Here is a 26,244-nt window from a genome sequence, read left to right as displayed (position 1 = left end):
CCAGCTAGGCGCCGGCCGCGGCGACGGCTGCCTGGGGCCGGATCGGGAGGCGGTTGACCGGGCGGCCGGTGGCGGCGCGGACCGCCGAGGCCACGGCGGCGGGGGCGGTGACGACGGGGACCGCGGAGGCGGCCTTCGCGCCGAAGGGGGCCACGACGTCGCGTTCCTCGACGAGCTTGGCGATACGGATGTCCGGGGCGTCGAGGGCGGTGGGCAGGACGTATCCGGTGAGGTCGGGGTGGCGGACGAGACCGCGCGTGGTGCGGAGGTTCTCGGTCAGTGCGGCGCCGATGCCCTGGGTGACGCCCGCCTCGATCCGGGTGGCGAGCCGACGGGGGTTGAGGATCCGGCCGACGTCCTGGGCGACCGCCATCTCGACGACGCGGACCGTGCCGAGCTCGATGTCGACGTCGACGACCGCGCGGATCGCGCAGAACGCGAGTCCGACGAAGGCGTCGCCCTGTCCGGACTCGTCGAGGGGTTCGGTGGGGTGCGGACGGCACTGGGCGGTGGCCCAGAGCTCCTTGCCCTCCATGGCCTCCGTCACGGTGGTGGAGAGGACCCCGTCGTAGGAGGTGATCTTGCCGTCGGTGATCTGGAGCAGTTCGGTGGACATGCCGAACTTGTGGGCCAGCGGCTGGAGCAGCTGCGTGCGGACCATCTTGGCGGCGCGTTCCACCGCGCCGCCGGAGACCCAGGTGTGGCGGCCGTGGCCGGCCGGGCCCGCCGGGGGCTGGTCGGTGTCGACGGAGGCCACATGGACCTCCTCGATGCCCAGGATCTCCTGGACGATCTGCCGGGCGAGCGTGGAGAAGCCCTGACCGGTGTCGACGGCCGCGCAGATGACGGTCGCGACGCCATCCTGGACCTTCACGGTCGCGGTGGACACCTCGTCGGTGCCCTCGGCACCGAGCATGTGCACCATGCCCACGCCGTAGCCGACACCGCGGCGGATCGCGCCGGGCTCGCCCGCGCCTTCGAGGCCGCCGGGCAGCAGCCACTCCTCCTCGGCGGTGTCCTTGGGGAGCGGCGGCAGCGGGAAGTCCCGTACGGCTTCGAGCAGTTCCGCGACGGGCGCCGGGCAGGTGACGGTCTGGCCGGTGGGCAGCAGGTCGCCGGTGGCCAGGACGTTGCGCATCCGCAGCTCGGCCGGGTCGAGGCCGAGCTTGGCGGCCAGCTTGTCCATCTGGCCCTCGTACGCGGCGCACACCTGCATCGCGCCCTCGCCGCGCACATGGCCGGACGGCGGGTTGTTGGTGCGTACGGCCCAGCCCTCCACGAAGGCGTGCGGGACGACGTACGGGCCGCAGGCGAAGGCGACGGCCGCGGCGAGGGACTCGGCGGAGGCGTCGGCGTACGCACCCGCGTCGAGGAGGATCTGCGCCTCGACCTTGACCAGCCGGCCCTCGGTGTCGGCGTGGTGGCGGTAGCGCAGCAGGGTGGGGTGGCGGTGGCCGTGCCCGAGGAAGGACTCCTCGCGGGTCGCGGCGAGTTTGACCGGGCAGCCGGTCCTCAGCGCGAGCAGGCCGAGCGGGAGCTGGAAACCGGAGTCCTCGCGGTCGCCCATGGAGCCGGGAACGCCGGTGACGACGACCTTGACGCGTTCGGGCTCCAGGCCGAAGCAGCCGGCCGCGATGTCGCGGTCGGTGTGCGGATCGGTGGACGCCGTGTAGATCTCGATGCCACCGTCGGGACGGGGTACCGCGAGCCCGGCCTCCGCCCCGATGGGGGCGGGGTCCTGGCGGCCGATGCGGTACAGGCCCTCGACGACGACGTCGCCGACCACGTCCGGGTTGCCGTAGCGGAGGGGGATGTGACGGATGAGATTGCCGTCGGGGTGCAGCGGTTCGGCTTCGAAGGCCTTCTCCGGGTCGGTGACCGGCTCCAGCACCTCGTACTCGACGACGATCGCGGCGGCGGCCAGCCGTGCGGTGTCGGGGTGGTCCGCGGCGACGGCGGCGATGGGCTCGCCGTGGTGGCGCACCACGTCGACGGCGAAGACCGGGCGGTCGACGATGCGCCGCCCGTAGGCGGTGTCGCCGGGCACGTCCGCGTGCGTGACGACGGCCCGTACGCCGGGCATCTCGGCCGCGCCGGACGTGTCGATCGAGACGATACGGGCGTGGGGGTGCGGGGAGCGCAGGACGGCCGCCCACAGCAGGCCCTCGGCCCACAGGTCCGAGGCGTACGGGAAGGTCCCCTCGGCCTTGGCGCGCGCGTCGGCGGGCGGCACGGAGGCGCCGATGCCCTGGAGGGGGGCCTCTTCCGTCGGGGGTCCCTCGACCACGATCGGGGTCGTGGTGGTGGTCGTGGTGGCCGCGTCGTTGCTCACGCCATACCTCCCTCGTGCGGATGCGGGGGCTGGACACCGCCGGCCCCGGGGGGCGCCTGGTGCGGGATGCGCGGCTCGGCGTCGGCCCCCGCGTGCGGGCCGGCCGCGTTCTCCGCGGTCGCCTCGCGCTCGGCGACGACCTGGCGGACCGCTTCGAGCACACCCTGGTAGCCGGAGCAGCGGCAGAGGTTGCCGCAGAGCGCCTGACGGGTCTCCAGTTCGGAGGGCCGGTGGTTGCCCTCCAGGAGGTCGTGGACGGTCATGGCCATGCCCGGGATGCAGAACCCGCACTGCACTGCGCCGCATTCGGCGAGGGCGCGCTGGACGTCGGAGGGTTCACCGTCGACGGCGAGGCCCTCGACGGTACGGACCTCGCTGCCGGCGGTCGTGGCGGCGGGGACCAGACAGGACGCGACGAGGCGGCCGTCCACCTGGACATTGCAGGCACCGCACTCGCCCTGGGAACAGCCGTCCTTGGCACCGGCGAGGCCGAGGCGCTCACGCAGCACATAGAGCAGCGACTCGCCGATCCAGGCCTCGGTGACGGGCCGTTCGACGCCGTTGACGCGGAGGACGTACGAGGCGAGGGGGTGCTCGTCGTGGCCGTCGTGGCCGTCGAGCGGGACGGAGGAGGCGGTGGCGGGGGGCAGGTCGCCGGGCTCGGGGTTCCCGCCGTGGGACTCGTGGCCGCCGTGGGAGGACTCGTGACCGTCGCCAGGGGCCGGGTAGGCATCCGTGGAGGCGGAGCCGGAGGCCTGCGGAGCCGCGGTCTCCCGGGGAGCGTCCGGAGCGTCCGGCTCCCGGGATTCGCCCGCGAGGCCGCCGTCGGCCGGACCTTCGCCGGCGGATGCTCCCTCCGCGGAGGCGTCGGCCGCGGGGGCCTCCGGTTCAGGCGTGGTCGCCCAGGGCGCCGGGGCGCCACCGGGCAGCGTGGCCGGCAGGGGCGTTCCGGCGGCGGGTGTTCCGGCGGCGGAGGCCATGTCGCCGTATCCGGACCCGGATCCGGGCTCCTGGGCGGCGTCGGCCCACGGCGCGGGCGCGTCACCGCGCAGGGTGGGCGTGGGCGATGCGCGCCAGGCGGAGCCGAGAGCGGAGGTGTTGAACTCCCCCGTGTCCTCGCCGGACTCGCCGCCGCGGACGGAGTCGTCGGCCATCCGGCCCCGGGCGTCCGAGTCCCCGGCACGACCCGGGTCACCCGGTACCGAAGCAGTGCCGTGAGCCGAAGCAGCGCCGTGAGCCGAAGCAGTCCCGTGTGCCGACGGAACGCCTGGTACCGGTCCGTCCGAAGCCCCGTGAAGCCCCGTGACACCGGTGCCCCCGGCCAGCCGCCGGTCTTCCGGAGCACCCGGCGCACTCAGGTCGCCCGGAACTCCGGTGCCACCCATCCCACCAGGCCCACCGGTCACACCGACCGCACCCGTCTCGCCCGGCATGCCCGGACCGTTCGCCGTATCCCCGGCGCGCGGGGCACCCGGGAAGCCCGGAGCGTCCGCACCGGCCCTGCCGTCCGCGGCACCAGGGCCGTGCGGGGCGCCCGGGCCGCCGGGGCCGTCGTGGAGGGACCACTGCCGCAGCGCCTGCGTCTCGGTGTCGTCGAACGCCGTGCCGGGATTCCCGTACCCGGCGGTGGGCGCCGCCGAGGGCCCGCCGTCGGTGACGTGGTCGGGGAACGACCACTGGCCCGTGGCGCCGGGGTCCGCGGGCTCCCCGCCCCGGTGCCGGCCGTGCTGTGCCCCGGGCGCCTGACCGCCCTGCTGCGGGACGGCCCACGCCTCGGCGCCGCCGCCCGCGTGGGTGCTGTACCCGGAGTCCGCCGCGGGGTCCGGGCGGAGGGACGGGTCGGGGTTCGGGGAGGGGGTGAGCGGCACGATCATCGGCGGCACGTAGCCGTGGCCGGGCGCGGCCAGCGGGTCGCCGGGCGCGTCCAGGTCGAAGCCCTCGGGCAGCTGGACGAAGGCCGTCGCGTCGGCGTCGTACTCGCCTTGCGGGATCGGCTCCCAGCCGCCCGGATACGGACGCCGGTTCTCCTCGGTGGTCACGACAGCGCCCTCCCCAGTGCTCGTCGGGCCAGTGCGGCGACGGTCCGCCGCAGATGCAGTAGGGCAGGGGACATGGGCGGTGCCTCGGTCCCGTCGGCGGACGGCACCGGGTCCGGGATGCAGGCGGCGGCGACGTACTCGCCGAAGGCCGCCAGTGCCTCGGGGGCGAGCTCGCGGGCCCCGTCCCAGTCGATGAGCGACGCGATCCAGCGCTCGGCCTCCAGGGGCCGCAGCGGCATCGGCGCGATGGCGCCGACCGCGCAGCGCACCCCCCGCCTGGCCGGGTCGAGGACCACGGCGACGGACGCGCTGGCCCGGCCCGGCCCGGTGCGGCCGGTCGCCTTGAGGAAGACCTGGGGGGCGTGCAGGAGCGGCACCCGTACGTAGCCGATGAGTTCGGCGGGGGCGAGCATCTCGCGGCCGGCCAGCAGGTGCGAGACGGGGACCTCGCGGTGCGCGCCGCCGGGCCCGACGATCTCGAGGGTGGCTTCGAGGGCGGCGAGGACGGGTAGGGAGTCCCCGGTGGGGGCGCCTCCGGCGATGTTGCCGCCGAGGGTGCCCGCGTTGCGGATCTGCGGGGGACCGGCGGCACGGGCGGCGGCGGCGAGGGCGGGGATCAGTGCGGCGAAGTCGGGCCGGCCCATCCGGGCGTGGGTGAGACCCGCACCGAGGAGGGCGTGCCCGTCCTGGTAGTGCCAGCTGCGGATCTCGCTGATCCGGCCGAGGCCGACGAGTCCGGCGGGGCGCAGACGGCCGGAGTTGACCGCGGACATCAGTTCGGTGCCGCCCGCGACGGGCACGGCGGCGGGCATGGCGACGAGTGCCGCCACGGCCTCGTCGAGCGAGGCCGGCAGCATCACGGCCTGCCCTGCGCGCGGTGCGTGAGTGGTCAACCCAGCTGCCCCTTCCCGGTGCCCCGGCTGTTCCCCTGTGTTGCCGTACGGTACGTGCTCTCAGCCCGGACGTGGCAACTGTGGCACATCTTGCGAGCGGGCCGAAGCGAGGGTCCGCGCAGGATACCTGCGACCACCGACAGCGGGTCGGTCCGCTTTCGCACACATTTCGCACGGTGAACGGATCGCCGACTCCTCGCTGAACCCGGGGATGAACCTTGTGTGACGTCTTCCTTGCGGAAACCCACTGTTCCAGGGGGAGGTGTACGGGCGCGTTCGACACGGCTCACACCTTCGGGGGCGCTCCCTCGATCGGGCGTCCGAGGAGCCGCGGAGGCCGGCACCGCACGGGGCCCGGCGCAGCAAAGGTCCCCGCGGCGCGCCTGCGTCCCGCGGGGACCGTGCCGATTGCTCGGCGGACGGGGACTACTTGTCCTTGCCGCCCTTGTCGTTGTCCCCGCCGGGACCCATCGAGTCGTAGATCTCCTTGCACAGCGGGCACACCGGGTACTTCTTCGGGTCACGGCCCGGCACCCAGACCTTGCCGCACAGCGCCACGACGGGCGTGCCGTCGAGCGCGCTGGCCATGATCTTGTCCTTCTGGACGTAATGGGCGAAGCGCTCGTGGTCGCCGTCGCCGTGCGACACCTGCGGCGTCGGCTCTACGAGGGTCCCCGTACCTGCCCCGCGCTCGGGCTCAAGAGTGCTCATAGGTGCCAGGGTACTGAAACGCCGAGGCATCGGTTCACGGCACCGGGGTCAGTTGAGCGAGGGGTCGTCGGGGTACGTCGCCACCATCGCCAGTTCGCTCCGCTGCCTCCGCAGGACCGCCCGCCACAGCCCCTCCGGCCTCGGGGACGAGACGTCGCCCGGCTCGGACTCGACCACGTACCAGGCGCCCTCGGTGAGCTCGTCCTCCAGCTGGCCCGGACCCCAGCCCGAGTACCCGGCGAAGATCCTCAGCGAGCCCACGGCCGCGGCCAGCAGCTCCGGGGGCGCCTCCAGGTCCACCAGCCCGATCGCGCCGTACACCCTGCGCCAGCCCAGCGGGCCCTCGTCGCCTGGGATGACCGCGAGGCCCAGCGCGGAGTCGAGGGAGACGGGGCCGCCCTGGAAGACCACGCCCGGCTCCCCCGCGAGCGCCGCCCACGGTTCGAGGATGTCGCCGACGCCGACGGGTGTCGGCCTGTTGAGGACCACACCGAGCGAGCCCTCCTCGTCGTGGTCGAGGAGCAGCACCACGGCCCGGTCGAAGTTCGGATCGGCCAGGGACGGGGTGGCGACGAGCAGCCGCCCGGTGAGCGAGGACACCTCGGTCATGGCAGACATGATCCCCCATCCCGGGCCCTCACGGGGAGCGCACAGGGGCGGAGTGCATACGGCCGGCGACGGCGGCGGGAGCCGCGCGCTCCGGGAGGGCGGTTCGCGGGGCGGATCCGTCACGCTCCGCAGACCGGCACCGAGCGGAGCGTGTTGTCGCGAATTCATGACAGCCGTGGGGCCGTCCAGGCATACAGCGAAGTGCCGGAAGGCCATTACCCTTTTGCCTGGCCCCTGCCCGACTCCCCTTGGCTCCGCCGGGGGGACCCGCATCCGGAACGCGAGATCCATGACCGGCACAGACGATGTACTGCTTGTCCACGGCGGCACCCCGCTGGAGGGCGAGATCCGCGTCCGCGGCGCGAAGAACCTCGTGCCGAAGGCGATGGTCGCCGCTCTGCTCGGCGGCGAGCCCAGCCGGCTGCGCAACGTGCCCGACATCCGCGACGTGCGGGTGGTGCGCGGGCTGCTGCAGCTGCACGGTGTGACCGTCCGCCCGGGGGACGAGCCCGGCGAGCTGGTGCTCGACCCGACGTACGTGGAGAGCGCCAACGTCGCGGACATCGACGCCCACGCGGGCTCCTCCCGCATCCCGATCCTGTTCTGCGGACCGCTGCTGCACCGCCTCGGCCACGCCTTCATCCCGGGCCTGGGCGGCTGCGACATCGGCGGCCGTCCCATCGACTTCCACTTCGACGTGCTGCGCCAGTTCGGCGCGAAGATCGAGAAGCGCGAGGACGGCCAGTACCTGGAGGCCCCGCAGCGGCTGCGCGGCACCAAGATCCGCCTGCCGTACCCGTCGGTCGGCGCGACCGAGCAGGTGCTGCTCACGGCGGTGCTCGCCGAGGGCGTCACCGAGCTGTCCAACGCGGCGGTCGAGCCGGAGATCGAGGACCTCATCTGCGTGCTGCAGAAGATGGGCGCGATCATCGCGATGGACACCGACCGCACCATCCGGATCACCGGCGTCGACAAGCTCGGCGGCTACACCCACCGGGCCCTCTCGGACCGCCTGGAGGCCGCCTCCTGGGCGTCCGCGGCTCTGGCCACCGAGGGCAACATCTACGTCCGCGGCGCACAGCAGCGGTCGATGATGACCTTCCTCAACACCTACCGCAAGGTGGGCGGTGCCTTCGAGATCGACGACGAGGGCATCCGCTTCTGGCACCCGGGCGGCTCGCTGAAGTCGATCGCCCTGGAGACGGACGTGCACCCCGGCTTCCAGACCGACTGGCAGCAGCCGCTGGTGGTGGCGCTCACCCAGGCCGCCGGCCTGTCGATCGTCCACGAGACCGTGTACGAGTCCCGGCTCGGCTTCACCTCCGCGCTGAACCAGATGGGGGCGCACATCCAGCTGTACCGTGAGTGCCTGGGCAGCTCCGCGTGCCGCTTCGGGCAGCGCAACTTCCTGCACTCCGCGGTCGTCTCCGGCCCGACCAAGCTGCAGGGCGCCGACCTGGTCATCCCCGACCTCCGCGGCGGCTTCTCCTACCTGATCGCCGCGCTCGCGGCCCAGGGCACGTCCCGGGTCCACGGCATCGAGCTGATCAACCGCGGCTACGAGAACTTCATGGAGAAGCTCACGGACCTGGGCGCGAAGGTCGAACTGCCCGGCGGAGCCAAGGTCTGACGCCACGTCACGCCTGCGAGTCCCGCCGAAGGCCCCCTCGACGAAGGGGCCTTCGGCGTTTCCGGGGTAAGACAAGTCGACTGGCGGGCAGGCCGGTTCGGCGCGTCCGGCCGTGGACGGCACTTCCGCTTCGGTCGTGGCACGACGGTGTCGGCCGCCTCGTCGCCCGTGAGGCGATGACGCGTTCACAGGCGCGGCTGCGGCCGCTCCGGGGTCGCAGGGCGGCGGGGAAGGCCGACCGGCTTCGCGTGCGAGAACGGCCGTCGCCTCGAAACCGGTTCGGCTTCGACACCGTTCGGCTTCGAGACCGGTTCGGGAGGTACGAGGCTCCTGGGAACGAGGAGCGACGTCCGCGGGCTTCGACGGCACTCCGCACTCCGCCTTCCTTCTTTGCAGGCCCACGCCGTCGTCGACTGGGGTACGTTCGGCTCATGACGCACTTCGCGCGATCCCCGGCGGCCCGGTGAGCGGGTGGTGGGCCTACCTGGAGGAGCAGACCCGCCGGGAGGTCGACGCGCACGTGCTGTGCGACAAGCGGCTCCTGGCGGTCAAGGCCGTATGGGACGCGCTGCGCCCGCTGGAGCTGGGCTTGCCCGAGGCGGAACGGGTGGTCCACGGGCGCTACGAGGTCCTCGGCGACCGTGTGAGGCGTAAGCCGCCCGATCCGCTCGACGTCACCTCACTCACGGCCCGTGCTGCCGCCCACCCGGGCCGGGTGGCCGCGGTCGAGGCTCTCTGGGACGGGGACACGGTCCACGGCTGGTTCGTGCTCCTTGTCGCGGTCCTGGAGGCCCCTTGCGGGGAAGGCCACCTGGCGACCGTCCACGGCCTCCGCGGCGGTCCCCCGCCGGCGACCGCCGCCGACGAGGCGGGACGGGCCCTGGCCCACCACCTGGGAGTGCCGTTCCACTTCGCCTCTCCGCACGTCCCCGACGACGATGCCCCGCGGTGGCGGACGGTCCACCCGTCCGGGGGCCCGTGATCGGGACGACAGGCGGATCCCGTGTGGCGGCCGCCGTCCGTGTGGCCGCCACACGGCCTCCCCGGGCGTTCCCGGTGCGGCCCGGCACCGGACACGTGGCAGGGCGGGCGCACGGGGCCGGACGCCGCCGGGAACGCCGAAGGGCGGCCACCCCGTCCCGGGTGGCCGCCCTTCGCCGTGCGACGCCGCTCAGCGGCGCGCACATACGCCCTATGGGTCTTACTTGCCCTTGGCGGCTTCCTTGAGCTTGGAGCCCGCGGAGACCTTCACGCTGTAGCCGGCCGGGATCTGGATGGGGTCGCCGGTCTGCGGGTTACGAGCGGTGCGAGCGGCACGGTGGGTGCGCTCGAAGGTCAGGAAGCCGGGGATGGTGACCTTCTCGTCGCCCTTGGCGACGATCTCGCCGACAACCTCGGCGAACGCGGCCAGCACGGCGTCGGCGTCCTTGCGGGTCACCTCGGCGCGGTCGGCCAGCGCGGCCACCAGCTCACTGCGGTTCATGTTGTTACTCCCGTGTTCTTCTTGCCTGTGAGGCGTGAGATCGAAGCCGATGCTGCCAGGGCCCTCGGACAGTCCCCGGACCCGGGTCTGACGTCAGACCCTCCCGCCCGAATAGGCATCCTGCCCCCACCTGCGGCGGGAACGCCAATCCGGCACCCTCTCGAGTCACACGAAAAGCGCCACGACCCCGCCGCGGTGACGCTCTGTCGACTCCCCCGAAACTCATCGGAGCTGCGAGAAGGTACTCGCGGACGCTCTCGGGGCAGAGCGGGGCCGTGAGTCACAGCCCCGCCACCCTAGACGGCACCCGGCACCGGCGGGTTCCACGACGCGCCGGGTCAGACGGACGTGGCTCCCGTCACAGCCTTCGCCGCCTGGCGCACGGCGCCCGCGACGGCGCCCGCGACCTTGTCGTTGAAGACCGACGGGATGATGTAGTTCGGGTTGAGCTCGTCCTCGGTGACGACGCCTGCGAGGGCGGTCGCCGCGGCCAGCATCATGTCCGTGTTGACGGTGCGGGACTGGGCGTCGAGCAGACCGCGGAACACGCCCGGGAACACCAGCACGTTGTTGATCTGGTTGGGGAAGTCGGAGCGGCCGGTGGCCACAACTGCCGCCGTCTGGCGGGCGATTGCCGGGTCGACCTCGGGGTCCGGATTCGCGAGCGCGAACACGATCGCGTCCTCGGACATGGCGGCGACGTCGTTGCCGTCGAGCACGTTGGGGGCGGACACCCCGATGAAGACGTCGGCGCCCACGACCGCCTGCTTCAGGGTGCCGGTGACGCCCTCCGGGTTGGTGTTGTCGGCGATCCAGCGCAGCGGCGACTCGGGGTCGGCGGAGACGAGGTCCTCGCGGCCCGCGTGCACGACGCCGTGGATGTCGGCGACGACGGCGTGCTTGACGCCCGCGGCGATGAGCAGCTTGAGGATGGCGGTTCCGGCCGCACCGGCGCCGGACATCACGACACGGACGTCGCCCACGGCCTTGCCGACCACCCGCAGGGCGTTGGTCAGGGCGGCGAGGACGACGATCGCGGTGCCGTGCTGGTCGTCGTGGAAGACCGGGATGTCGAGGGCCTCCCGCAGCCGCGCCTCGATCTCGAAGCAGCGGGGAGCGGAGATGTCCTCCAGGTTGATGCCGGCGAAGCCGGGGGCGATGGCCTTGACGATCTCGACGATCGCGTCGCTGTCCTGGGTGTCCAGGCAGATCGGCCAGGCGTCGATGCCCGCGAAGCGCTTGAAGAGGGCGGCCTTGCCCTCCATGACCGGCAGGGCGGCCTTGGGGCCGATGTTGCCGAGTCCGAGCACGGCGGAGCCGTCCGTCACGACCGCAACGGAGTTGCGCTTGATGGTGAGGCGGCGGGCGTCCTCGGGGTTCTCGGCGATGGCCATGCAGACGCGGGCCACGCCGGGCGTGTAGACCATGGAGAGGTCGTCACGGTTGCGGATGGGGTGCTTGGAGGCCATCTCGATCTTGCCGCCGAGGTGCATCAGGAACGTACGGTCGGAGACCTTGCCGAGGACGACGCCCTCGATGCCGCTCAGCTTCTCGACGATCTCGTCGGCGTGGGTGGTGGAGGTCGCCGCGATGGTGACGTCGATGCGCAGCTTCTCGTGACCCGACGCGGTGACGTCGAGGCCGGTGACCGAGCCGCCCGAGGACTCCACGGCCGTGGTGAGCTGCGAGACCGCGGTTCCGCTCGCGGGCACCTCCAGCCTGACCGTCATCGAGTACGAGACGCTGGGCGCCGTTGCCATGGCCGTGTCCTCTGCTTTCAGTGGCTTCCTTGCCACGCGATCGTCGCACCTACCGGCTGGTATCCGGTAATGCGGTCATTGAGTTAACGGAAAAGAGTTTCCACGCACGAGAAGTGGTGGGCAAAAAGAAGAGGCCCGCATCACCGGTGGGTGACGCGGACCTCTCCCGCTGTACGAGTGGCACCGACCCGCCATGCTCGCCTCGCGGCAAGTGGTCGCTCTGAGCGACGAAGGTTGGGCCCGGGGGCTTGGATCGGGCCGGTGCCACACACAGGCTAACAAACCGTCCCCACAAGTGATTCCCCCGTGACGTGTTGACGCGGCGGGGCTCACCCGGGGGACGGCAGATCCCCCACGTCGGCGGCTCCCAGGCCCGGCAGGTCCCTCATGGCCCCCGGCCGGGCAGGTCTCTCACGGCCCGTGGCCCCACCCGGGCCCGACAGATCCCCCACGGCCCCAGGTCCGGCAGGTCCCCCACAGCACCAGGCCCCACCCGGGCCCGCAGATCCCCCACGGCCCCAGGCCCGGCAGGCACCCCACAGCACCAGGCCCCACGGAGGCCCGGCAGGTCTCCCATGCCCCAGGTACCCGTAGCCGGGATCGGCCCGCCCAGGAGCCCGTGGGCCCCCGGGCGCTCAGTCCCGGAGCAGGTCGGGCACCCCCGCCTGGTCGACGTCGTCACGCCGCCCGGAGACCACGGTGAGCTGTTGCGTCGCCCGGGTGAGGGCGACGTACAGCACCCGGAGGCCCGCCGGGGACTCGTCGGCGATCTCGGCGGGCGACACCACGACCGTGGCGTCGTACTCGAGGCCCTTCGCCTCCAGCGAGCCGAGGGCCACCACGCGCTCGCCCAGGCCCGCCAGCCAGCCTGCGGCCTGCTCGCGCCGGTTCATGGCCACTACGACGCCCACGGTGCCGTCCACCTCGCCGAGGAGCCGCCCGGCCTCGGCGCGCACGGTCGCGGCCAGGTCCGCGTCCCGCTCCGCGGCGAACCGCGGCCGGACGCCCGTGGAACGCACGGCGGACGGCGATTCCATCCCCGGCATGGCCAGGGCCAGCACCTTCGCCGCCAGCTCGGCGATCTCCGCCGGGTTCCGGTAGTTCACGGTGAGCGTGAAGCGGCGCCGCGGCCGCGTGCCCAGCGCCTCGTCCCGCGCCGCGGCGGCCTCGTCGGGGTCCGACCACGACGACTGGGCCGGGTCGCCCACCACCGTCCAGGTGGCGTGGCGGCCGCGCCGGCCGACCATCCGCCACTGCATGGGCGTGAGGTCCTGCGCCTCGTCGACGATGACGTGCGTGTACTCCGTGCGTTCCTGGGCCAGCCGCTCGGCACGCTCCCGCTGGGTCTCCTCGCGGCGCGGCATCAGCTCCTCGAGCCCCGTCAGCTCGTCCAGCGGGTCGTACTCGCGACGCCGCTTGGGGCGCGCCGGGGCGCCGAGCAGCACCTGGAGTTCGTCGAGCAGCGCCACGTCGTGCACGGAGAGGGCGTCCCGCCGCAGCGAGCGCGCCAGGCGGCGCACCTCGCCCGGGTTGAGCACCCGGCGGGCCCAGCGGCCGAGCCGCTTCTCGTCGGCCAGCGCCGTGAGCACCGCGCGGGGGGTGAGCTCGGGCCACCAGGCGGCCAGGAACTCCAGGAAGCTGTCCTCGGTGGAGACGTCGTCGTCGAAGGCGGCCCGCAGTTCGGCCGCGAGCTCCGGGTCCGAGTGGCGGCTCGCCGCACCGGACTGCGCCCACAGGGCGTCCAGGAGCAGCTTGCGGGCCCGTGGCCGCAGCAGGTTCACCGGGGCGGTGCCGCCGAGCACGGCCTGCCGGATGCGGCCCAGCTCGGCCGCTTCCAGTTCCAGCCGGCGTCCGAACGCGACGACCCGCAGCCGTTCGGGGGTCTCCCCCAGCTCGAGGGCGCCGCGGGCGGCCTTGCGCAGCACCTTGAGCATCCGCGAGGAACCCTTGATCCGGGCGACGGCCGGATCGTCGTAGGCCGTGGCCTCCGCGCCGTCCACCAGGGAGCCGACCGCGCGGATCGCGACCTGGCCCTCCTCGCCGAGGGAGGGCAGCACGCCCTCGGTGTAGGCGACGAGCAGCGGGGTCGGGGAGACGATGAGGATGCCGCCGGCGTAGCGGCGCCGGTCCTGGTAGAGCAGGTAGGCGGCGCGGTGCAGGGCGACGGCGGTCTTGCCGGTGCCGGGGCCGCCCTCGACGTAGGTGACCGAGGCCGCGGGGGCGCGGATCACCAGGTCCTGTTCGGCCTGGATGGACGACACGATGTCGCGCATCGTGTGACTGCGGGCCCGGCCGAGGGAGGCCATCAGAGCGCCGTCGCCGATGGCGGGCAGTTCCCTGCCGTCCAGGAAGGCCGTGAGCTCGGGGCGCATCAGGTCGTCCTCGACGCCGAGGACCTTGCGGCCCTTGGAGCGGATGACGCGGCGCCGCACGACCCGGCCGGGGTCGACGGGCGTGGAGCGGTAGAAGGGGGCCGCCGCCGGGGCCCGCCAGTCGATGACCAGCGGGGCGTAGTCGGCGTCGAGGACGCCGATGCGGCCGATGTGGAGGGTCTCGCCGATGTCGGCGGTGTTGTCGGGGCGCACCGCGTCGTCCGCGGGCTCCACGGAGGTGTACGCGCCGTCGGGGCCGCGTACGCCGTCCTTGCCGTACAGCATGTCGATGCGGCCGAAGAGGAAGTCCTCGAACTCGTTGTTGAGCCGGTTGAGGTGGATGCCGGCCCGGTACACCTGTGCGTCGCGCTCGGCGAGCGCGCCGGGCGTGCCGACCTGGGCTCGTCGGGCGGCGTCCTCCATCAGGAACTCCGCCTCGTGGATCTTCTCCTCCAGGCGGCGGTACACCTGGTCGAGGTGCTCCTGTTCCGCTCCGATCTCCCGATCGCGTACGGAGTCGGGTGCGGATTCCTGCGCGGCCACCGAGGCCCCCTTCTGACGTGCTGGGCAGCCGTCAACCGTACGCGAAGGGGGCCTCGGTGTGCACGCGGTCCGTCAGGCGTCGACCTCCACGAGGCGCTTCCCGTCGAAGGTGCGGACCTCGAAGTGGTCGATGTCGTTTCGGTCCATCGCCGTCCCGCCGTGCACATAGAGCGGTTTCTTGGCCTTTTCGTGGGTGCTGCCCGGAATGCCGTATCCCCACTTCGGGACCGACCAGGAGGTGACGATCTCCTCCTCGCCGTTCTTGGAGACCGCGACGAGGCTGCACTTCTGCGGACCCGTCACGTTCTTGAGCTCCAGGACGGCATGGGTGCCCCAGGCCTTCTTCTCCAGGCCCACGGACGCGCTGACCTTGGTCGCGGCGTCGGTGCCCTGGACCTTCTCCTGCATGTGGTTGAAGAAGGAGTCCTCGGCCGGGCTGGTCGGGTGCGGGTCGGGATTCGCAAGAGTGTTCGGCTCTGCGCCCCCGTCCGAGGTGGCCATGACCACGGCGGTCGGACCGCCGATCATCAGCGCCACCGCGGCCGCGATCATGTACATGCTGCGGCGACGGCGCTGCGCACGCGTCGACGCGACCTCCCCGACGAGCACCTCGACCATCTGCGGGGGCGGCTTGACCACTCGCGGCGGCGGCCCGGGGAACTCCCTCATGGCGGCCAGCATCGGTTCCATGCCCGCGAGGTCGTCCAGCTCGGCCCCACACCGTTCGCAGCCGGCGAGATGCATCTCGAATGCTGTGGCCTCGGCGTCGTCCAGAATGCCGAGCACATACGCGCCCACGGCATCGTGCTCGGATCCGCTCGAATGCCGCTGCTCCGGCACGGTCATGCTGTCACCCCCCGCTCCTCCAGCGCGAGCTTCATCGAACGCAGTGCATAGAACACCCGGGACCGCACGGTCCCGCTGGGTATACCGAGCGCCTGTGCCGCCTCGTTGACCGTACGCCCCTTGAAATACGTCTCCACCAGTGCCTCCCGGTGAGCGGGAGTCAGGTCGTCGAGTGCATCAGAGAGCGTCATGAGCCACAACGCCTTGTCGATCTCGTCCTCCGCGGGCATGACCTCCAGCGGCGACGGATCGACCTCTTGCGGCCGGGCCTGCCGGCTGCGGTGGCCGTCGATGACGATACGCCGGGCGACCGTCACCAGCCAGGGGCGGACAGAGCCGGTTGCCCGATTGAGCTGACCGGCGTTCTTCCAGGCACGGATGAGTGTCTCCTGTACCACGTCTTCGGCCCGTTGGCGGTCACCGGCGACGAGGCGGAGTACATAAGCGAGCAGCGGTCCCGCGTGTTCGCGGTACAGCGCCCGCATCAGCTCCTCGTCGGGGACGGAGCGATGACGGGCGCGCTGACGTCGGTCATCGGCCACGGCGGCATCCTTGCGCACCAAGAACCTCCCGGTCGAGACCCTGCCCGGCGCGCGGTCGCGTGCCGGCTCTGCCTCTTCTTACGGGCGGGTCCGGGAAGTCATTCAACGCGTGTCGAAGTTTTTTTCGCGCGTCTGACGGGACGTATCCGCCAGGGCGTCAGGAGCCTGTCCCAACTGCCGTCCGGCGCCGGTGTCTTGCGACACGCTCGCGGTTGCCGCAGGTCTCGCTGGAGCACCAGCGGCGGCGACGTCCGCGCGATGTGTCCAGGTAGAGACGCCGGCAGTCGTGTCCCTCGCAGCGTCGCAGCCGGGCCCGCGCCTCCGGGTCTGTGATGAGTTCCACTGCGTCGCGGGCCACGACGGCGAGCAGCGCGGCGCATTCCGGTTCGCCCCTCAACTCGCGTACGAGCGCTCCGTCCCGGGTCCGCACCGCGCGCAGTCCGGGAGGGGCGGCCGCGGCGAGCGCGTTGACCCGCTCCAGTGCGGCTTCCGCGGAGGCCCCGTCGAACTCGGCCTGGACTACACGGGTGATGTGCCCTCGCAGTTCGGTGAAGCGGGCGAGCCAGTCCGCGTCGACCCCGGTGAGGGGGGTGTCCGGGGGCACCAGTCCCTCGCCCAGCAGCCATTGCCTTAGTCGTGCCGGTCCGTCCAGCTCGTCGGCGACCTGTGCCCCGGTCGCCACCAGATCGAGGCAGACCCGTCCGGAGTCGAAGCGCAGCATGCCTTCCAGAGTGCCCCGGTTCGCCGTCCGCCGGAACCCCGCTACTGCGGCGGATCGTCGTGCGGGATCCGCTGGAAGAGAGTCCGTGGTCGCGCTACGCCCGCGATGCGGAGGTGGCGGCGTGCGGTGCCGATGAGTTCGAAGCCGTACGGACACCCACCGCACGGACACCGCACGGACCCGTCAGGCGTCGGCGTACCTGGTGTCCGCCGTCGGGTCGAGAGCGAGCCGGTAACCGCGTTTGACGACGGTCTGGATGAGCTTGGGGGCCCCGAGCGCGGTGCGCAGCCGGGCCATGGCGGTCTCGACGGCGTGCTCGTCCCGCCCGGCACCGGGGAGTGCGCGCAGCAGGTCGGCCCGGGGGACGACCCAGCCGGGGCGGTGGGCCAGGGTGCGCAGCAGGGCCATACCGGCGGGCGGTACGGGCCGCAGTTCCCCGTCGACGAGGACGGCGTGGCCGCGGATCTCGATCCGCCGTCCGGCGACGGGCAGGGTGCGGGCCCGGCCGGGGAGCTCGGTGCACAGCAGCTGGACGAGCGGCCCGAGGCGGAAGCGTTCCGGCTGGACGGTGTCCAGGCCGTGCGCCTGGAGGGAAACCGCGGTGACCGGTCCGACGCAGGCGGGCAGCACGTCGTGGCGGAGCGCGTCGACCACCTCGGCGAGCCGGCCGCGCTGTTCGGCCCGCGAGAACAGGGATGCGGCCGCCGGAGCACTGGTGAAGGTGAGCGCGTCGACGGTGCGGCCGACGAGCGCGTCGACGAGCCGGTCGAGGGGGGCGATGTCCTCGGGCGGCATCCAGCGGTAGACGGGGACGCCGACGACGGCGGCACCGGCGTCCCGCAGCGCCTCGACGAACCCGGGGAGGGGTTCGCCGTGGAGCTGGACGGCGATCCGGCGGCCGGCGACCCCCTCCGCGAGGAGCCGGTCGAGCACTTCCGCCATCGACTCGGAGGACGGGGACCACTCCTCGGTGAGCCCGGCGGCCCGGACGGCACCCTTGACCTTGGGGCCTCGGGCGAGGATCTCGATGCCGCGGAGCCTGTCGAGGAGTGCTTCGCCGAGCCCCCAGCCCTCGGCCGCCTCGACCCAGCCGCGGAAGCCGATGGCCGTGGTGGCGACGACCACGTCGGGGGCGTGGCCGATGAGTTCCTCGGTGGCGGCGAGCAGTTCGCCGTCGTCGGCCAGCGGCACGATCCGCAGTGCGGGGGCGTGCAGTACCGAGGCTCCGCGGCGGCGGAGCAGTGCGCCGAGCTCGTCCGCCCGGCGGGCGGCCGTGACGCCGACGGTGAAGCCCGCCAGGGGCCCGGCTGGCTCGCGCTGTTCCTCGTCCATGGAGGGGAGCGTGCCAACGGGGCGTGACGGGCTCGGTTCCGGAGTATTTCCCACGGGTTACGTCACACCTCGGCGTAGCTGAGCTGTGGCGCGGATTCCGCGGGTACGGGCCGGGGTGCGGGGCGCCGGAGGTATACCGCCCAGGTGACGGTGAGGCACGCCGCGTAGAAGGCGAGGAAGGAGACGAAGGCGGCGGTTCCGGTTCCCGCGGTCTGGAAGGACTGCCGGAAGGCCAGGTTGATGCCGAGCCCGCCGAGTGCGCCGACGGCACCGATGAGACCCATGGCGGCGCCGGACAGCCGGCGTCCGTAGGAGGCGGCGTCCTCGCCGGTCATTCCGCGGGCGAGGGCCTTGGCCTGGAAGATGCCGGGGATCATCTTGTACGTCGAGCCGTTGCCGAGGCCGGAGAGGATGAACAGGGCGACGAATCCGACGAGGAAGACGCCGAGCGACTTCTCCATCGAGGCGTAGACGACGACCCCGGTGGCGGCGGCCATGGCGACGAAGTTCCAGAGGGTGATCCGCGCGCCGCCGAACCGGTCGGCGAGCAGGCCTCCGACCGGCCTGATGAGCGAGCCGAGCAGCGGGCCGATGAAGGTCAGGGACGCGGCCTGGAGCGGAGTGCGGCCGAACTGGGTCTGCAGGACGAGACCGAACGCGAAGCTGTACCCGATGAACGACCCGAACGTGCCGATGTAGAGGAACGACATGATCCAGGTGTGCGGGTCGCGGACGGCTTCCTTCGCCGCTCCGGTGTCGTTCCTGACGGGCGCCAGGTTGTCCATGAACAGCACGGCGCACACGGCGGAGACGATGATCAGCGGGATGTAGATCCCGAGCAGCAGGCGCGGGCTGGCCGCCCCGACGGTGCTGATGACCAGGAGTCCGGCGAGCTGGACGACGGGTACGCCGATGTTTCCGCCGCCCGCGTTGATGCCGAGCGCCCAGCCCTTCTTGCGCAGGGGGAAGAAGGCGTTGATGTTCGTCATCGAGGAGGCGAAGTTGCCGCCGCCGACGCCGGTGAGGGCCGCCACGATCATGAAGGTCGTGTAGGAGGTACCCGGTTCCATCACGACGTAGGCGGCGACGGTCGGCAGGAGCAGCATCAGGGCGCTGAAGATCGTCCAGTTACGACCGCCGAACTTGGCGACGGCGAAGGTGTACGGCACCCGGATGACCGAGCCGACCAGGGTGGCGGTCGCGATGAGGAAGAACTTCCCCGCCGGATCGACGCCGTACTGCGGTCCCATGAAGAGGACCATCACCGACCACAGGGTCCAGATGGAGAAGCCGATGTGTTCGGACAGCACGGAGAAAGCGAGATTGCGCCGGGCGATCCGCTCCCCTTTCTCCTTCCAGAACGCCTCGTTCTCCGGTTCCCAGACTTCGATCCACCGCCGTGCCATCTCGCGCCTCCACGGATGTCGTTTCGTACGACCAGACGCTAGGGATGTCTGGTTTCAGCCCCGTGGCGCGAGGTGTCGTCGGCGCAACCTTGCTCTCACCCGGTGCGGTCCGGTGCGGTGAGGCCCATCGGCGCACGGTCGGGTTCCGGCAGCCAGCCTTCCTCCGGGACGTCCAGCCAGCCCCCGGCGGCACCGAGCCGGGCCGCGACGGCCCGCAGCGCGTCGATCCCCGGGTGGTTCAGCCCCTTGCGCCACACCAGGGAGATCGGCGACAGCGGCACGGGGTCGACGAGCGGCCGGACGACCATGCCGGCGACCTCGATGAACTCGGTGCTGGCCAGCACCGACCAGCCCTGTTTGCGCACGACCCGGACGAATTCCTCCTTGCCGGCGATCTCCGGGAACGGCGCCGCCATGAGGATCCCCCGCCCCTCGAACAGCCGGGCCGCGAGATCCGTCCACTCGGCGGTGGCCGGATTGCCGTCGGCCGCGTACAGGGTCTCGCCGGCCAGGGCCCCGACCGGCACCTCCGGCAGCCCGGCGAGCGGATGGTCCGCGCGCAGCAGTACGGCCATGTGCTCGAAACGCACCGGTTGGTGGGCGAGCCCGGTCGTGAAGACCGGGTCCAGCCCGGCGATCCGGCCGAAGGAGACGTCGAGCCGGCCGGCCAGGATGTCCGCCGCGGCGCCGGTGAGACCGCTGAGGTAGCGGGCGACGAACTCCAGGCCGGGCGCGGAGCGCCGGGTCTCCTCCAGCACGGTGTGTCCGGTGCCGACCGGGGCGCCGATGTCGACGAGCAGCGGCCGCTGCTCCTTGGTCCACGCGGCGACCAGTTCGTCGTGCGCGGCGAGCACCCTCCGCGCGTAGGGGAGCAGCCGGGTGCCGTCGGCGGTGAGCGCCACCTGCCGGGTGGAACGCACGAACAGCTCGGCGCCCAGCTGCCGTTCCAGACGGCGGATGTCCCGGCTCAGCGCCTGCTGGGCGACGTAGAGCCGGGCGGCGGCGCGGGTGAAGTGCAGCTCCTCCGCGGCGACGGTGAACGCACGGAGCAGCCGGGGATCGATTTCCTGGGGCACCCGGGGAATTTACAACGGAAGTGCGTGAATGGGCACCCAGAAGGTGTTGGACCGGGCAGGGCCCGCGCCCCGAAGCTTGATCACATGCCGACCGACACCTCCCCCGTTCTCGGGCTGTCCGGCGACGTCCTCGTGGCCGTCGACCGCCGCCTCCCGCACCCTCCGCGCCCGCGCCGCGCACCCGGGCCGTACCGGAGGCTGTTCGCGGTGCCCGGCGCCCTCCCCTTCACCGTCGGCAACCTCATCGCCCGGCTGCCGATGGGCATGTTCAGCGTGAGCGCGGTCATCATGATCGCGGGATCCCGCGGCTCCTACGCCCTCGCCGGGGCCGTCACCGCGGTGGGCATGGCGACCACCGCCGTTGTGGCGCCGCGGACGGCCCGGCTCGTCGACCGGTACGGGCAGGGCCGGGTCGCCGTGCCCGCCACGGTGGTCGCGGTGCTCGGCTCGCTGGCGCTGCTGCTGTGCGTCCACTACGGCGCACCCGACTGGACCCTGTTCGCCGCGTACGCCGCGACCGCCACCACGCCCAACACGGGCGGGATGTCCCGCGCCCGCTGGGCCCATCTGCACCGTGGGGACCCGGCGGCCCTGCACACCGCCAACTCCTTCGAGCAGGCCGCCGACGAACTGTGCTTCATGATCGGCCCGGTCGTGGCGGCGTTCCTCTGCTCGGCCCTCTTCCCCGAGGCGGGCACGCTGGTCGGTGCGGTCCTGCTGCTCACCGGCATGCTGGTCTTCGCCGCGCAGCGGGCGACCGAACCGCCGGTGGCCCCGCGCACGGACACCGCGCGGTCCCCGGTACGGCTGCCCGGGATGCGGCCGCTGCTCGTCGTGTTCCTCGCCACCGGCGCCGTCTTCGGCTCCATGGAGGTCGTCAGCATCGCCTTCATCGACGAGCACGGCGCCGGCCCTCTGGCGGGCGTGGTCCTGGCCTTCCAGGCCGCCGGCTCGTGCGCCGCCGGCCTCCTCTACGGCCGGGCCCGCCCGGCGGGCAGCGTCCCGCGCCGGCTCACGGTGTGCGTCGCGGCGATGACGGTCCTGATGAGCCTGCCCCTGTTCGCGGCCGCCACCGGCTCCCTGCTCGCCCTTGCCGGGGCACTGCTGGCGGCCGGCATGGCGACCGCGCCGACGATGGTGACCGGGATGACCCTGGTACAGCGGGTCACCCCCGAAGGACAGCTGAACGAAGGGATGACCCTCGCGGTGACCGCGCTCCTCGGCGGAATCGCAGCCGGCGCGGCCGTCGGCGGCTGGACGGTGGAGCACGTCGGCGCCGGCACGGGGTACCTGATCCCGGTGGCCTCCGCGGCGCTGGCCCTGCTGCTGTCCCTGACGGGCCTGACGGCGACCCGGCGGCCGCGCTGAGCGGCCCGTGGGCCGGCACCGCCGTCCGGGAACAAGAAGGCCCGCCGCCTGCTCTTCGCAGGTCAGCGGGCCTCTTTACATGGGATGAGTGGAGATGGCGGGAATCGAACCCGCGTCCAACGGTGTGGAACCAGGACTTCTCCGAGCGCAGTTCGCTATGAGTTTCTCAGCCCCGGAGATCACGCGAACAAGTCTCCGACGGGCTCAGTCACTGTTTGGTTTTCCGCTACACCCCGTGACCGGGCCTAGCGGTGGAGTCCCCTAGCTGACGCCAGGAACCGGGTCGGGAACAGCCCCGGGCTGACGCTCCTCACAGAGGCTTCGCTCGTTGCTTATCAGGCAGCGAGGGCGAAGCGGGAGTTATCGCTCTTGGAGTTGGCGATTATTGGTTTCGGCCTGTGGTTTACGAGATCATGGCCGCTTCCTCGGCTCGCTTCCCCTGCTTCGACATCCGCTGTCGAAACCGATCATCCCCATGTACTCACTGTTGAGTTGTTCTGCCCTGCTGTGAGGGCAGTGCCATCGTACGGGATCAACGCAGGACCGTGCCAGCGTATTCCCGCCCGCGCGGGCCGGTGCCGCTACGCCCGCTGCTTGCGGCGCACCGCCGACATGGCGCGGTCGGCCTCGCGACGGTCCTGCTTCTCCCGCAGGGTCTGCCGCTTGTCGTACTCCTTCTTGCCCTTCGCGAGCGCGATCTCGACCTTCGCTCGACCGTCCTTGAAGTACAGGGAGAGCGGCACGATCGTGTGCCCCGTCTCCTGGGACTTGGACTCCAGCTTGTCGATCTCCTCGCGGTGCATCAGCAGCTTCCGCTTGCGCCGGGCGGCGTGATTGGTCCAGGTGCCCTGGCTGTACTCCGGGACGTGCACGTTGTGCAGCCACGCCTCGTGGCCGTCGATCTGGACGAACCCGTCCACCAGGGAGGCCCGCCCCTGACGCAGCGACTTCACCTCGGTCCCGGTCAGCACGAGCCCGCACTCGTACGTGTCGAGGATGAGGTAGTCGTGCCGCGCCTTCTTGTTCTGCGCGATCAGCTTGCGCCCTTTTTCCTTTGCCATAGTGCGGCCATTTTCGCACTACGAGCCGGTTCCGAGGCCACTCAATACTCTGCGGGCCCGATCCTCGGCACCGTCGTCCGCCGACACGTCCGGCGCGATGCCGCTGCCGTCGACGCTGTGGCCCTCGGGGGTGCGGTAGTGGCCCACGGTCAGCTCGGCGACCGAGCCGTCGGGGAGTCGGCTGGGCATCTGCACCGAGCCCTTGCCGAAGGTGCGCGAGCCGACCGTGACCGCCCGCCCGCGGTCCTTCAGTGCTCCGGTCAGCAGTTCCGCGGCGCTCATGGTGCCGCCGTCGATCAGGGCCACCACGGGCCGCCGGGTGTCGCCGCCTGCCTCGGCGTAGAGGGCGTGCTCCTCGCCGTCGACGTCGTACGTGGCGACCAGGCCGCCGTCGAGGAACGCGGAGGCGGCGACCACCGCCTCGGAGACCAGCCCGCCGGCGTTGCCCCGCAGGTCGAGCAGCACCCCGGCGCCGTCGGGTGCGGTGCGTACGGCCGTCCTGACCCGCTCACCGGTACCGCGGGTGAACGAGGCGACCTTGATGACGACGGCCTTCCCGTCGCGCTGCTCCACGGTGACGGCCTCCGTGGTCAGCCGGGCCCTGCGCAGGGTCTCGGTCCAGGTCAGCCCCGCCCGCTCCAGGCCGAGGACGACCCGGCTGCCCGCCCGCGCCACGGAGCGGCCGGCACCCACGCCCTGGCCGCGGAGTAAGGCGACGATCTCGGTGACCGGCTGGGTCCCGACGGACTTCCCGTCGATGGTGAGCAGCAGATCACCGGCTCTGATCCCGGCCCGGTCCGCGGGGCCGCGCGGCTGCACCCGGGCCACCACGACCCGGTCGTCCGCGGTGCGCCTGGCCCACAGGCCGACACCGGTGTACTGGCCGTCGAGGGCCAGCTCGAACTCGCGGTACTCGTCCTCGTCGTACACCGCGCCCCAGCGGTCACCGCTGCGGCTGACGACCTCTTCGGCCGCCTGGGCACCGGACTTGCCGTCCGCCATCGCCTCGGCCGCGGCACGCGCGACGGCGTCGCGGTCGGCGGTGCCGACGGTGGAGGCACGGGCGGCGGGCTGCGACGGATCGGCCACGAGCGGCAGGGCGTTGGTGGCCGCCGCCGTGGCGAGGACGGTCGCGAAGACCAACGTCAGGGCTGCCCCGCGGCGCAGATTGCGGCGGGGCCGGGGACAGAACTCCGGTCCTGACATAGGCGCGAGTGTAGGCGAAGCCCCGGGCGCCGTACGGGTGCTTCACCGTACGATTCCCGGGGCAAGTGTCACACCTTGAGGTACTTGCGCAGAGCGAAGAAAGCCGCCAGGGCGGGCATCAGCAGACCAACTGCCAGCAGCAGCGGCAGCTTGGTGATCACGGCGTCCCAGCCGATGAACTTGATGACGCTGAGGTCCTCGGCCAGACCGAGACCGTTGTCGAGGAGGAAGTACCGTCCGCCGGCGAGCAGTACGCAGGCGACCAGACCGCCGAGCAGACCGGCGACCGCGGCTTCCATGATGAACGGCATCTGGATGTAGAAGCTGGACGCGCCGACCAGCCGCATGATGCCGGTCTCACGACGCCGGCTGAACGCCGATACGCGCACGGTGTTGACGATCAGCATCAGCGCGATCACCAGCATCAGCGCCATGACGCAGAGGGCGGCCGCGTTCAGCTTGTTGAGCAGCTTGAACAGGTCGTCCAGGATGCCGCGCTGGTCCTGCACGGACTGCACGCCGTCCCGGCCGGAGAAGGCCGTGGCCACGACCTTGTACTTCTCCGGGTCCTTCAGCTTGACCCGGTAGGACTCCTGCATCTGGTCCGGGGTCAGTGAGCCGGCGAGCGGACTGTCCTTGCCGAACTGCTCCTTGTAGTGCTTGTAGGCCTCGTCCGCCGTCTCGTAGTGGACGCTCTCGACGATGCTCAGCTTCTTGAGGTCGGCGTCGATCTGCTTCTTCTGCTCGTTGGTGACCGCACCCCTGGCGCACCGGGGCGTGATCTCCGCGTCGTTCTTGTTGCAGAGGAAGATGGAGACGTTGACCTTGTCGTACCAGTAGCCCTTCATCGAGCTGATCTGGTCGCGCATCAGCAACGACCCGCCGAACAGGGCGAGCGAGAGGGCCACCGAGACGACGACCGCAATGGTCATCGTGAGGTTGCGGCGGAGACCGACGCCGATCTCCGACATGACGAACTGGGCGCGCATCGCGTGCGATCAGCCTTTCCGTGATTCTTCGGACCCCATGGGCCCGAAGGGCTCAGTTCTGGTAGCCGTAGACACCGCGCGCCTGGTCGCGGACGAGACGGCCGCCTTCGAGCTCGATGACGCGCTTGCGCATCTGGTCGACGATGTTCTGGTCGTGCGTGGCCATCACCACGGTGGTGCCGGTCCGGTTGATGCGGTCCAGCAGCTTCATGATGCCCACGGAGGTCTGCGGGTCGAGGTTGCCGGTCGGCTCGTCCGCGATCAGCAGCATCGGCCGGTTGACGAACGCCCGGGCGATCGCCACGCGCTGCTGCTCACCACCGGACAGCTCTCCGGGCATCCGGTTCTCCTTGCCGCCGAGGCCGACCAGGTCGAGGACCTGCGGCACGGCCTTGCGGATCTCTCCGCGCGGCTTGCCGATGACCTCCTGGGCGAAGGCGACGTTCTCCGCGACGGTCTTGTTGGGCAGGAGCCGGAAGTCCTGGAAGACCGTGCCGAGCTGGCGGCGCATGTGCGGCACCTTCCAGTTGGACAGGCGCGCGAGATCCTTGCCCAGGACGTGCACCTGACCGTGACTGGCACGCTCCTCGCGGAGGATCAGCCGCAGGAACGTCGACTTGCCGGAGCCGGACGAGCCGACAAGGAAGACGAACTCGCCCTTCTCGATCTCGAGGGAGACGTCCCGCAGGGCGGGGCGGCTCTGCTTGGGATAGGACTTGGAGACGCTGTCGAATCGGATCACGGATGCACCACGGTCGGCCGGGAGTAGGTGTGCGTGACCATACGCGAAGCGGGACGAGACGTGCAGTCGGCAGCCATGGTTGACTGGTTTGTCCGATATCGACTCGATCGCTGCGGGCGCGGATTCCCGTGGGGCGCGCCGAATCGGCCGGTAGCTGGCACAGTGGTAGGGGGAACCGTCGCGTTCCCCTGAGCGTTGTGCGGAGAGATGGAGAGTCTGCGGCTCCGCCGCGCGGGAGGAGGAGAGCGCATGACCTACGACCGATTGGTGTGCGCCAACTGCGCGGCCCCCGTCAGTGAGGGAAGGTGCCCGGTCTGCCGGGCCAACAGGGAGCGGCTTCAGCACGACGCCCCCTTCGCCGGCCTGAGCCCGGCGGTGCTGGCGGTACTACTCGTGGTGCTGGTCGCGGCGGCGGCCCTGCTGGCGGCCCACCAGACCGTCTAGGCGTACGCACAGGGGCCCGGGGGGGGGGGGGGGGGGGGGGGGGGGGGGGGGTTTATCCTTCCCTGATTGCGTGGGGCTCTTTGGTCTTCGGCTCCTCTTTTTTGTCTTCTCCGCCTCCTTACGCGTGTACTCAAGCAGA

At 71.9% G+C, this 26,244-nt stretch carries 22 protein-coding genes and 1 other RNA gene; 4 read left to right on the top strand and 19 right to left on the bottom strand.

All coding sequences use genetic code 11. From position 1 onward, the window contains the following. Positions 1-4: 4 nt before the first annotated feature. From ACZ4Z5_RS28735 to ACZ4Z5_RS28715, 5 genes are all read right to left on the bottom strand, one after another. Positions 5-2,332: a xanthine dehydrogenase family protein molybdopterin-binding subunit gene (locus ACZ4Z5_RS28735; protein WP_468267901.1), complete on the bottom strand. Its 2,328-nt coding sequence runs from the start codon at positions 2,330-2,332 to the stop codon at positions 5-7. After that, complete coding sequence (locus ACZ4Z5_RS28730; RefSeq protein ID WP_468267898.1) at positions 2,329-4,371, bottom strand: (2Fe-2S)-binding protein; 2,043 nt, start codon at positions 4,369-4,371, stop codon at positions 2,329-2,331. Before ACZ4Z5_RS28730 ends, ACZ4Z5_RS28735 begins: the two co-directional genes overlap by 4 nt. Beyond that, positions 4,368-5,264 (bottom strand): FAD binding domain-containing protein, encoded by an 897-nt coding sequence (locus ACZ4Z5_RS28725; protein ID WP_468267895.1) that lies wholly within the window; start codon positions 5,262-5,264, stop codon positions 4,368-4,370. Before ACZ4Z5_RS28725 ends, ACZ4Z5_RS28730 begins: the two co-directional genes overlap by 4 nt. A gap of 426 nt (positions 5,265-5,690) precedes the next feature. Next, positions 5,691-5,975, bottom strand: coding sequence for a DUF3039 domain-containing protein (locus tag ACZ4Z5_RS28720; RefSeq protein ID WP_468267892.1), 285 nt, complete (start codon positions 5,973-5,975; stop codon positions 5,691-5,693). A 48-nt stretch (positions 5,976-6,023) separates the two neighbouring features. Further along, positions 6,024-6,584, bottom strand: a complete 561-nt coding sequence (locus ACZ4Z5_RS28715; protein ID WP_468268046.1) for a YqgE/AlgH family protein — start codon at positions 6,582-6,584, stop codon at positions 6,024-6,026. A gap of 289 nt (positions 6,585-6,873) precedes the next feature. Between ACZ4Z5_RS28715 and murA the strand changes: the two genes are divergently transcribed. Continuing rightward, positions 6,874-8,214: a UDP-N-acetylglucosamine 1-carboxyvinyltransferase gene (murA, locus tag ACZ4Z5_RS28710; protein ID WP_468267889.1), complete on the top strand. Its 1,341-nt coding sequence runs from the start codon at positions 6,874-6,876 to the stop codon at positions 8,212-8,214. A gap of 463 nt (positions 8,215-8,677) precedes the next feature. Continuing rightward, positions 8,678-9,196 (top strand): hypothetical protein, encoded by a 519-nt coding sequence (locus tag ACZ4Z5_RS28705; protein WP_468267886.1) that lies wholly within the window; start codon positions 8,678-8,680, stop codon positions 9,194-9,196. Between the two features lie 219 nt (positions 9,197-9,415). Here the strand turns inward: ACZ4Z5_RS28705 and ACZ4Z5_RS28700 are convergent, their stop codons facing one another. The 9 genes from ACZ4Z5_RS28700 to ACZ4Z5_RS28660 all read right to left on the bottom strand — a co-directional run bounded on the left by ACZ4Z5_RS28700 (position 9,416) and on the right by ACZ4Z5_RS28660 (position 20,295). After that, a complete protein-coding gene (locus tag ACZ4Z5_RS28700; RefSeq protein ID WP_017947975.1) occupies positions 9,416-9,697 on the bottom strand; it encodes an HU family DNA-binding protein in 282 nt (93 codons plus the stop codon). Positions 9,698-10,035: 338 nt separating this feature from the next. After that, entirely contained in the window at positions 10,036-11,457 is a 1,422-nt protein-coding gene (locus tag ACZ4Z5_RS28695) for an NAD-dependent malic enzyme (protein WP_468267883.1), read from the bottom strand. A gap of 635 nt (positions 11,458-12,092) precedes the next feature. Beyond that, positions 12,093-14,372, bottom strand: a complete 2,280-nt coding sequence (locus tag ACZ4Z5_RS28690) for a HelD family protein (RefSeq protein ID WP_468267880.1) — start codon at positions 14,370-14,372, stop codon at positions 12,093-12,095. Between the two features lie 72 nt (positions 14,373-14,444). Further along, positions 14,445-15,218: an anti-sigma factor family protein gene (locus tag ACZ4Z5_RS28685; RefSeq protein WP_468267877.1), complete on the bottom strand. Its 774-nt coding sequence runs from the start codon at positions 15,216-15,218 to the stop codon at positions 14,445-14,447. Beyond that, a complete protein-coding gene (locus tag ACZ4Z5_RS28680; RefSeq protein WP_468267874.1) occupies positions 15,215-15,778 on the bottom strand; it encodes a sigma-70 family RNA polymerase sigma factor in 564 nt (187 codons plus the stop codon). The genes ACZ4Z5_RS28685 and ACZ4Z5_RS28680 overlap by 4 nt, the downstream gene beginning before the upstream one ends. Before the next feature lie 139 nt (positions 15,779-15,917). After that, positions 15,918-16,481 carry a CGNR zinc finger domain-containing protein gene (locus ACZ4Z5_RS28675; protein WP_468267872.1) on the bottom strand — a complete coding sequence of 188 codons (564 nt, stop codon included), beginning with the start codon at positions 16,479-16,481 and terminating at the stop codon, positions 15,918-15,920. 183 nt (positions 16,482-16,664) lie between these two features. Then, positions 16,665-17,813 (bottom strand): uroporphyrinogen-III synthase, encoded by a 1,149-nt coding sequence (locus ACZ4Z5_RS28670; protein WP_468267869.1) that lies wholly within the window; start codon positions 17,811-17,813, stop codon positions 16,665-16,667. 62 nt (positions 17,814-17,875) lie between these two features. Further along, positions 17,876-19,219, bottom strand: a complete 1,344-nt coding sequence (locus ACZ4Z5_RS28665; RefSeq protein WP_468267866.1) for a nitrate/nitrite transporter — start codon at positions 19,217-19,219, stop codon at positions 17,876-17,878. Positions 19,220-19,314: 95 nt separating this feature from the next. Then, entirely contained in the window at positions 19,315-20,295 is a 981-nt protein-coding gene (locus ACZ4Z5_RS28660; protein WP_468267863.1) for a LysR family transcriptional regulator, read from the bottom strand. A gap of 84 nt (positions 20,296-20,379) precedes the next feature. Between ACZ4Z5_RS28660 and ACZ4Z5_RS28655 the strand changes: the two genes are divergently transcribed. Next, entirely contained in the window at positions 20,380-21,663 is a 1,284-nt protein-coding gene (locus ACZ4Z5_RS28655) for an MFS transporter (RefSeq protein WP_468267860.1), read from the top strand. 86 nt (positions 21,664-21,749) lie between these two features. On the opposite strand, the gene ssrA is transcribed toward ACZ4Z5_RS28655, so the two are convergent. From ssrA to ftsE, 5 genes are all read right to left on the bottom strand, one after another. Next, positions 21,750-22,138: a transfer-messenger RNA gene (ssrA, locus tag ACZ4Z5_RS28650) on the bottom strand. Between the two features lie 106 nt (positions 22,139-22,244). Then, complete coding sequence (smpB, locus tag ACZ4Z5_RS28645) at positions 22,245-22,724, bottom strand: SsrA-binding protein SmpB (protein WP_468267857.1); 480 nt, start codon at positions 22,722-22,724, stop codon at positions 22,245-22,247. Positions 22,725-22,742: 18 nt separating this feature from the next. After that, positions 22,743-23,930, bottom strand: a complete 1,188-nt coding sequence (locus tag ACZ4Z5_RS28640) for a S41 family peptidase (protein WP_468267854.1) — start codon at positions 23,928-23,930, stop codon at positions 22,743-22,745. 68 nt (positions 23,931-23,998) lie between these two features. After that, positions 23,999-24,919, bottom strand: a complete 921-nt coding sequence (ftsX, locus tag ACZ4Z5_RS28635) for a permease-like cell division protein FtsX (RefSeq protein WP_468267851.1) — start codon at positions 24,917-24,919, stop codon at positions 23,999-24,001. Positions 24,920-24,971: 52 nt separating this feature from the next. Continuing rightward, positions 24,972-25,661, bottom strand: a complete 690-nt coding sequence (gene ftsE, locus ACZ4Z5_RS28630; protein ID WP_468267848.1) for a cell division ATP-binding protein FtsE — start codon at positions 25,659-25,661, stop codon at positions 24,972-24,974. A gap of 249 nt (positions 25,662-25,910) precedes the next feature. On the opposite strand from ftsE, the gene ACZ4Z5_RS28625 reads away from it, so the two are divergent. Next, entirely contained in the window at positions 25,911-26,105 is a 195-nt protein-coding gene (locus ACZ4Z5_RS28625; RefSeq protein WP_468267845.1) for a hypothetical protein, read from the top strand. Positions 26,106-26,244: the final 139 nt, after the last annotated feature.

This window comes from Streptomyces sp. NPDC030222, from assembly GCF_055573115.1.
This window is presented reverse-complemented; position numbering and strand designations above follow the sequence as displayed.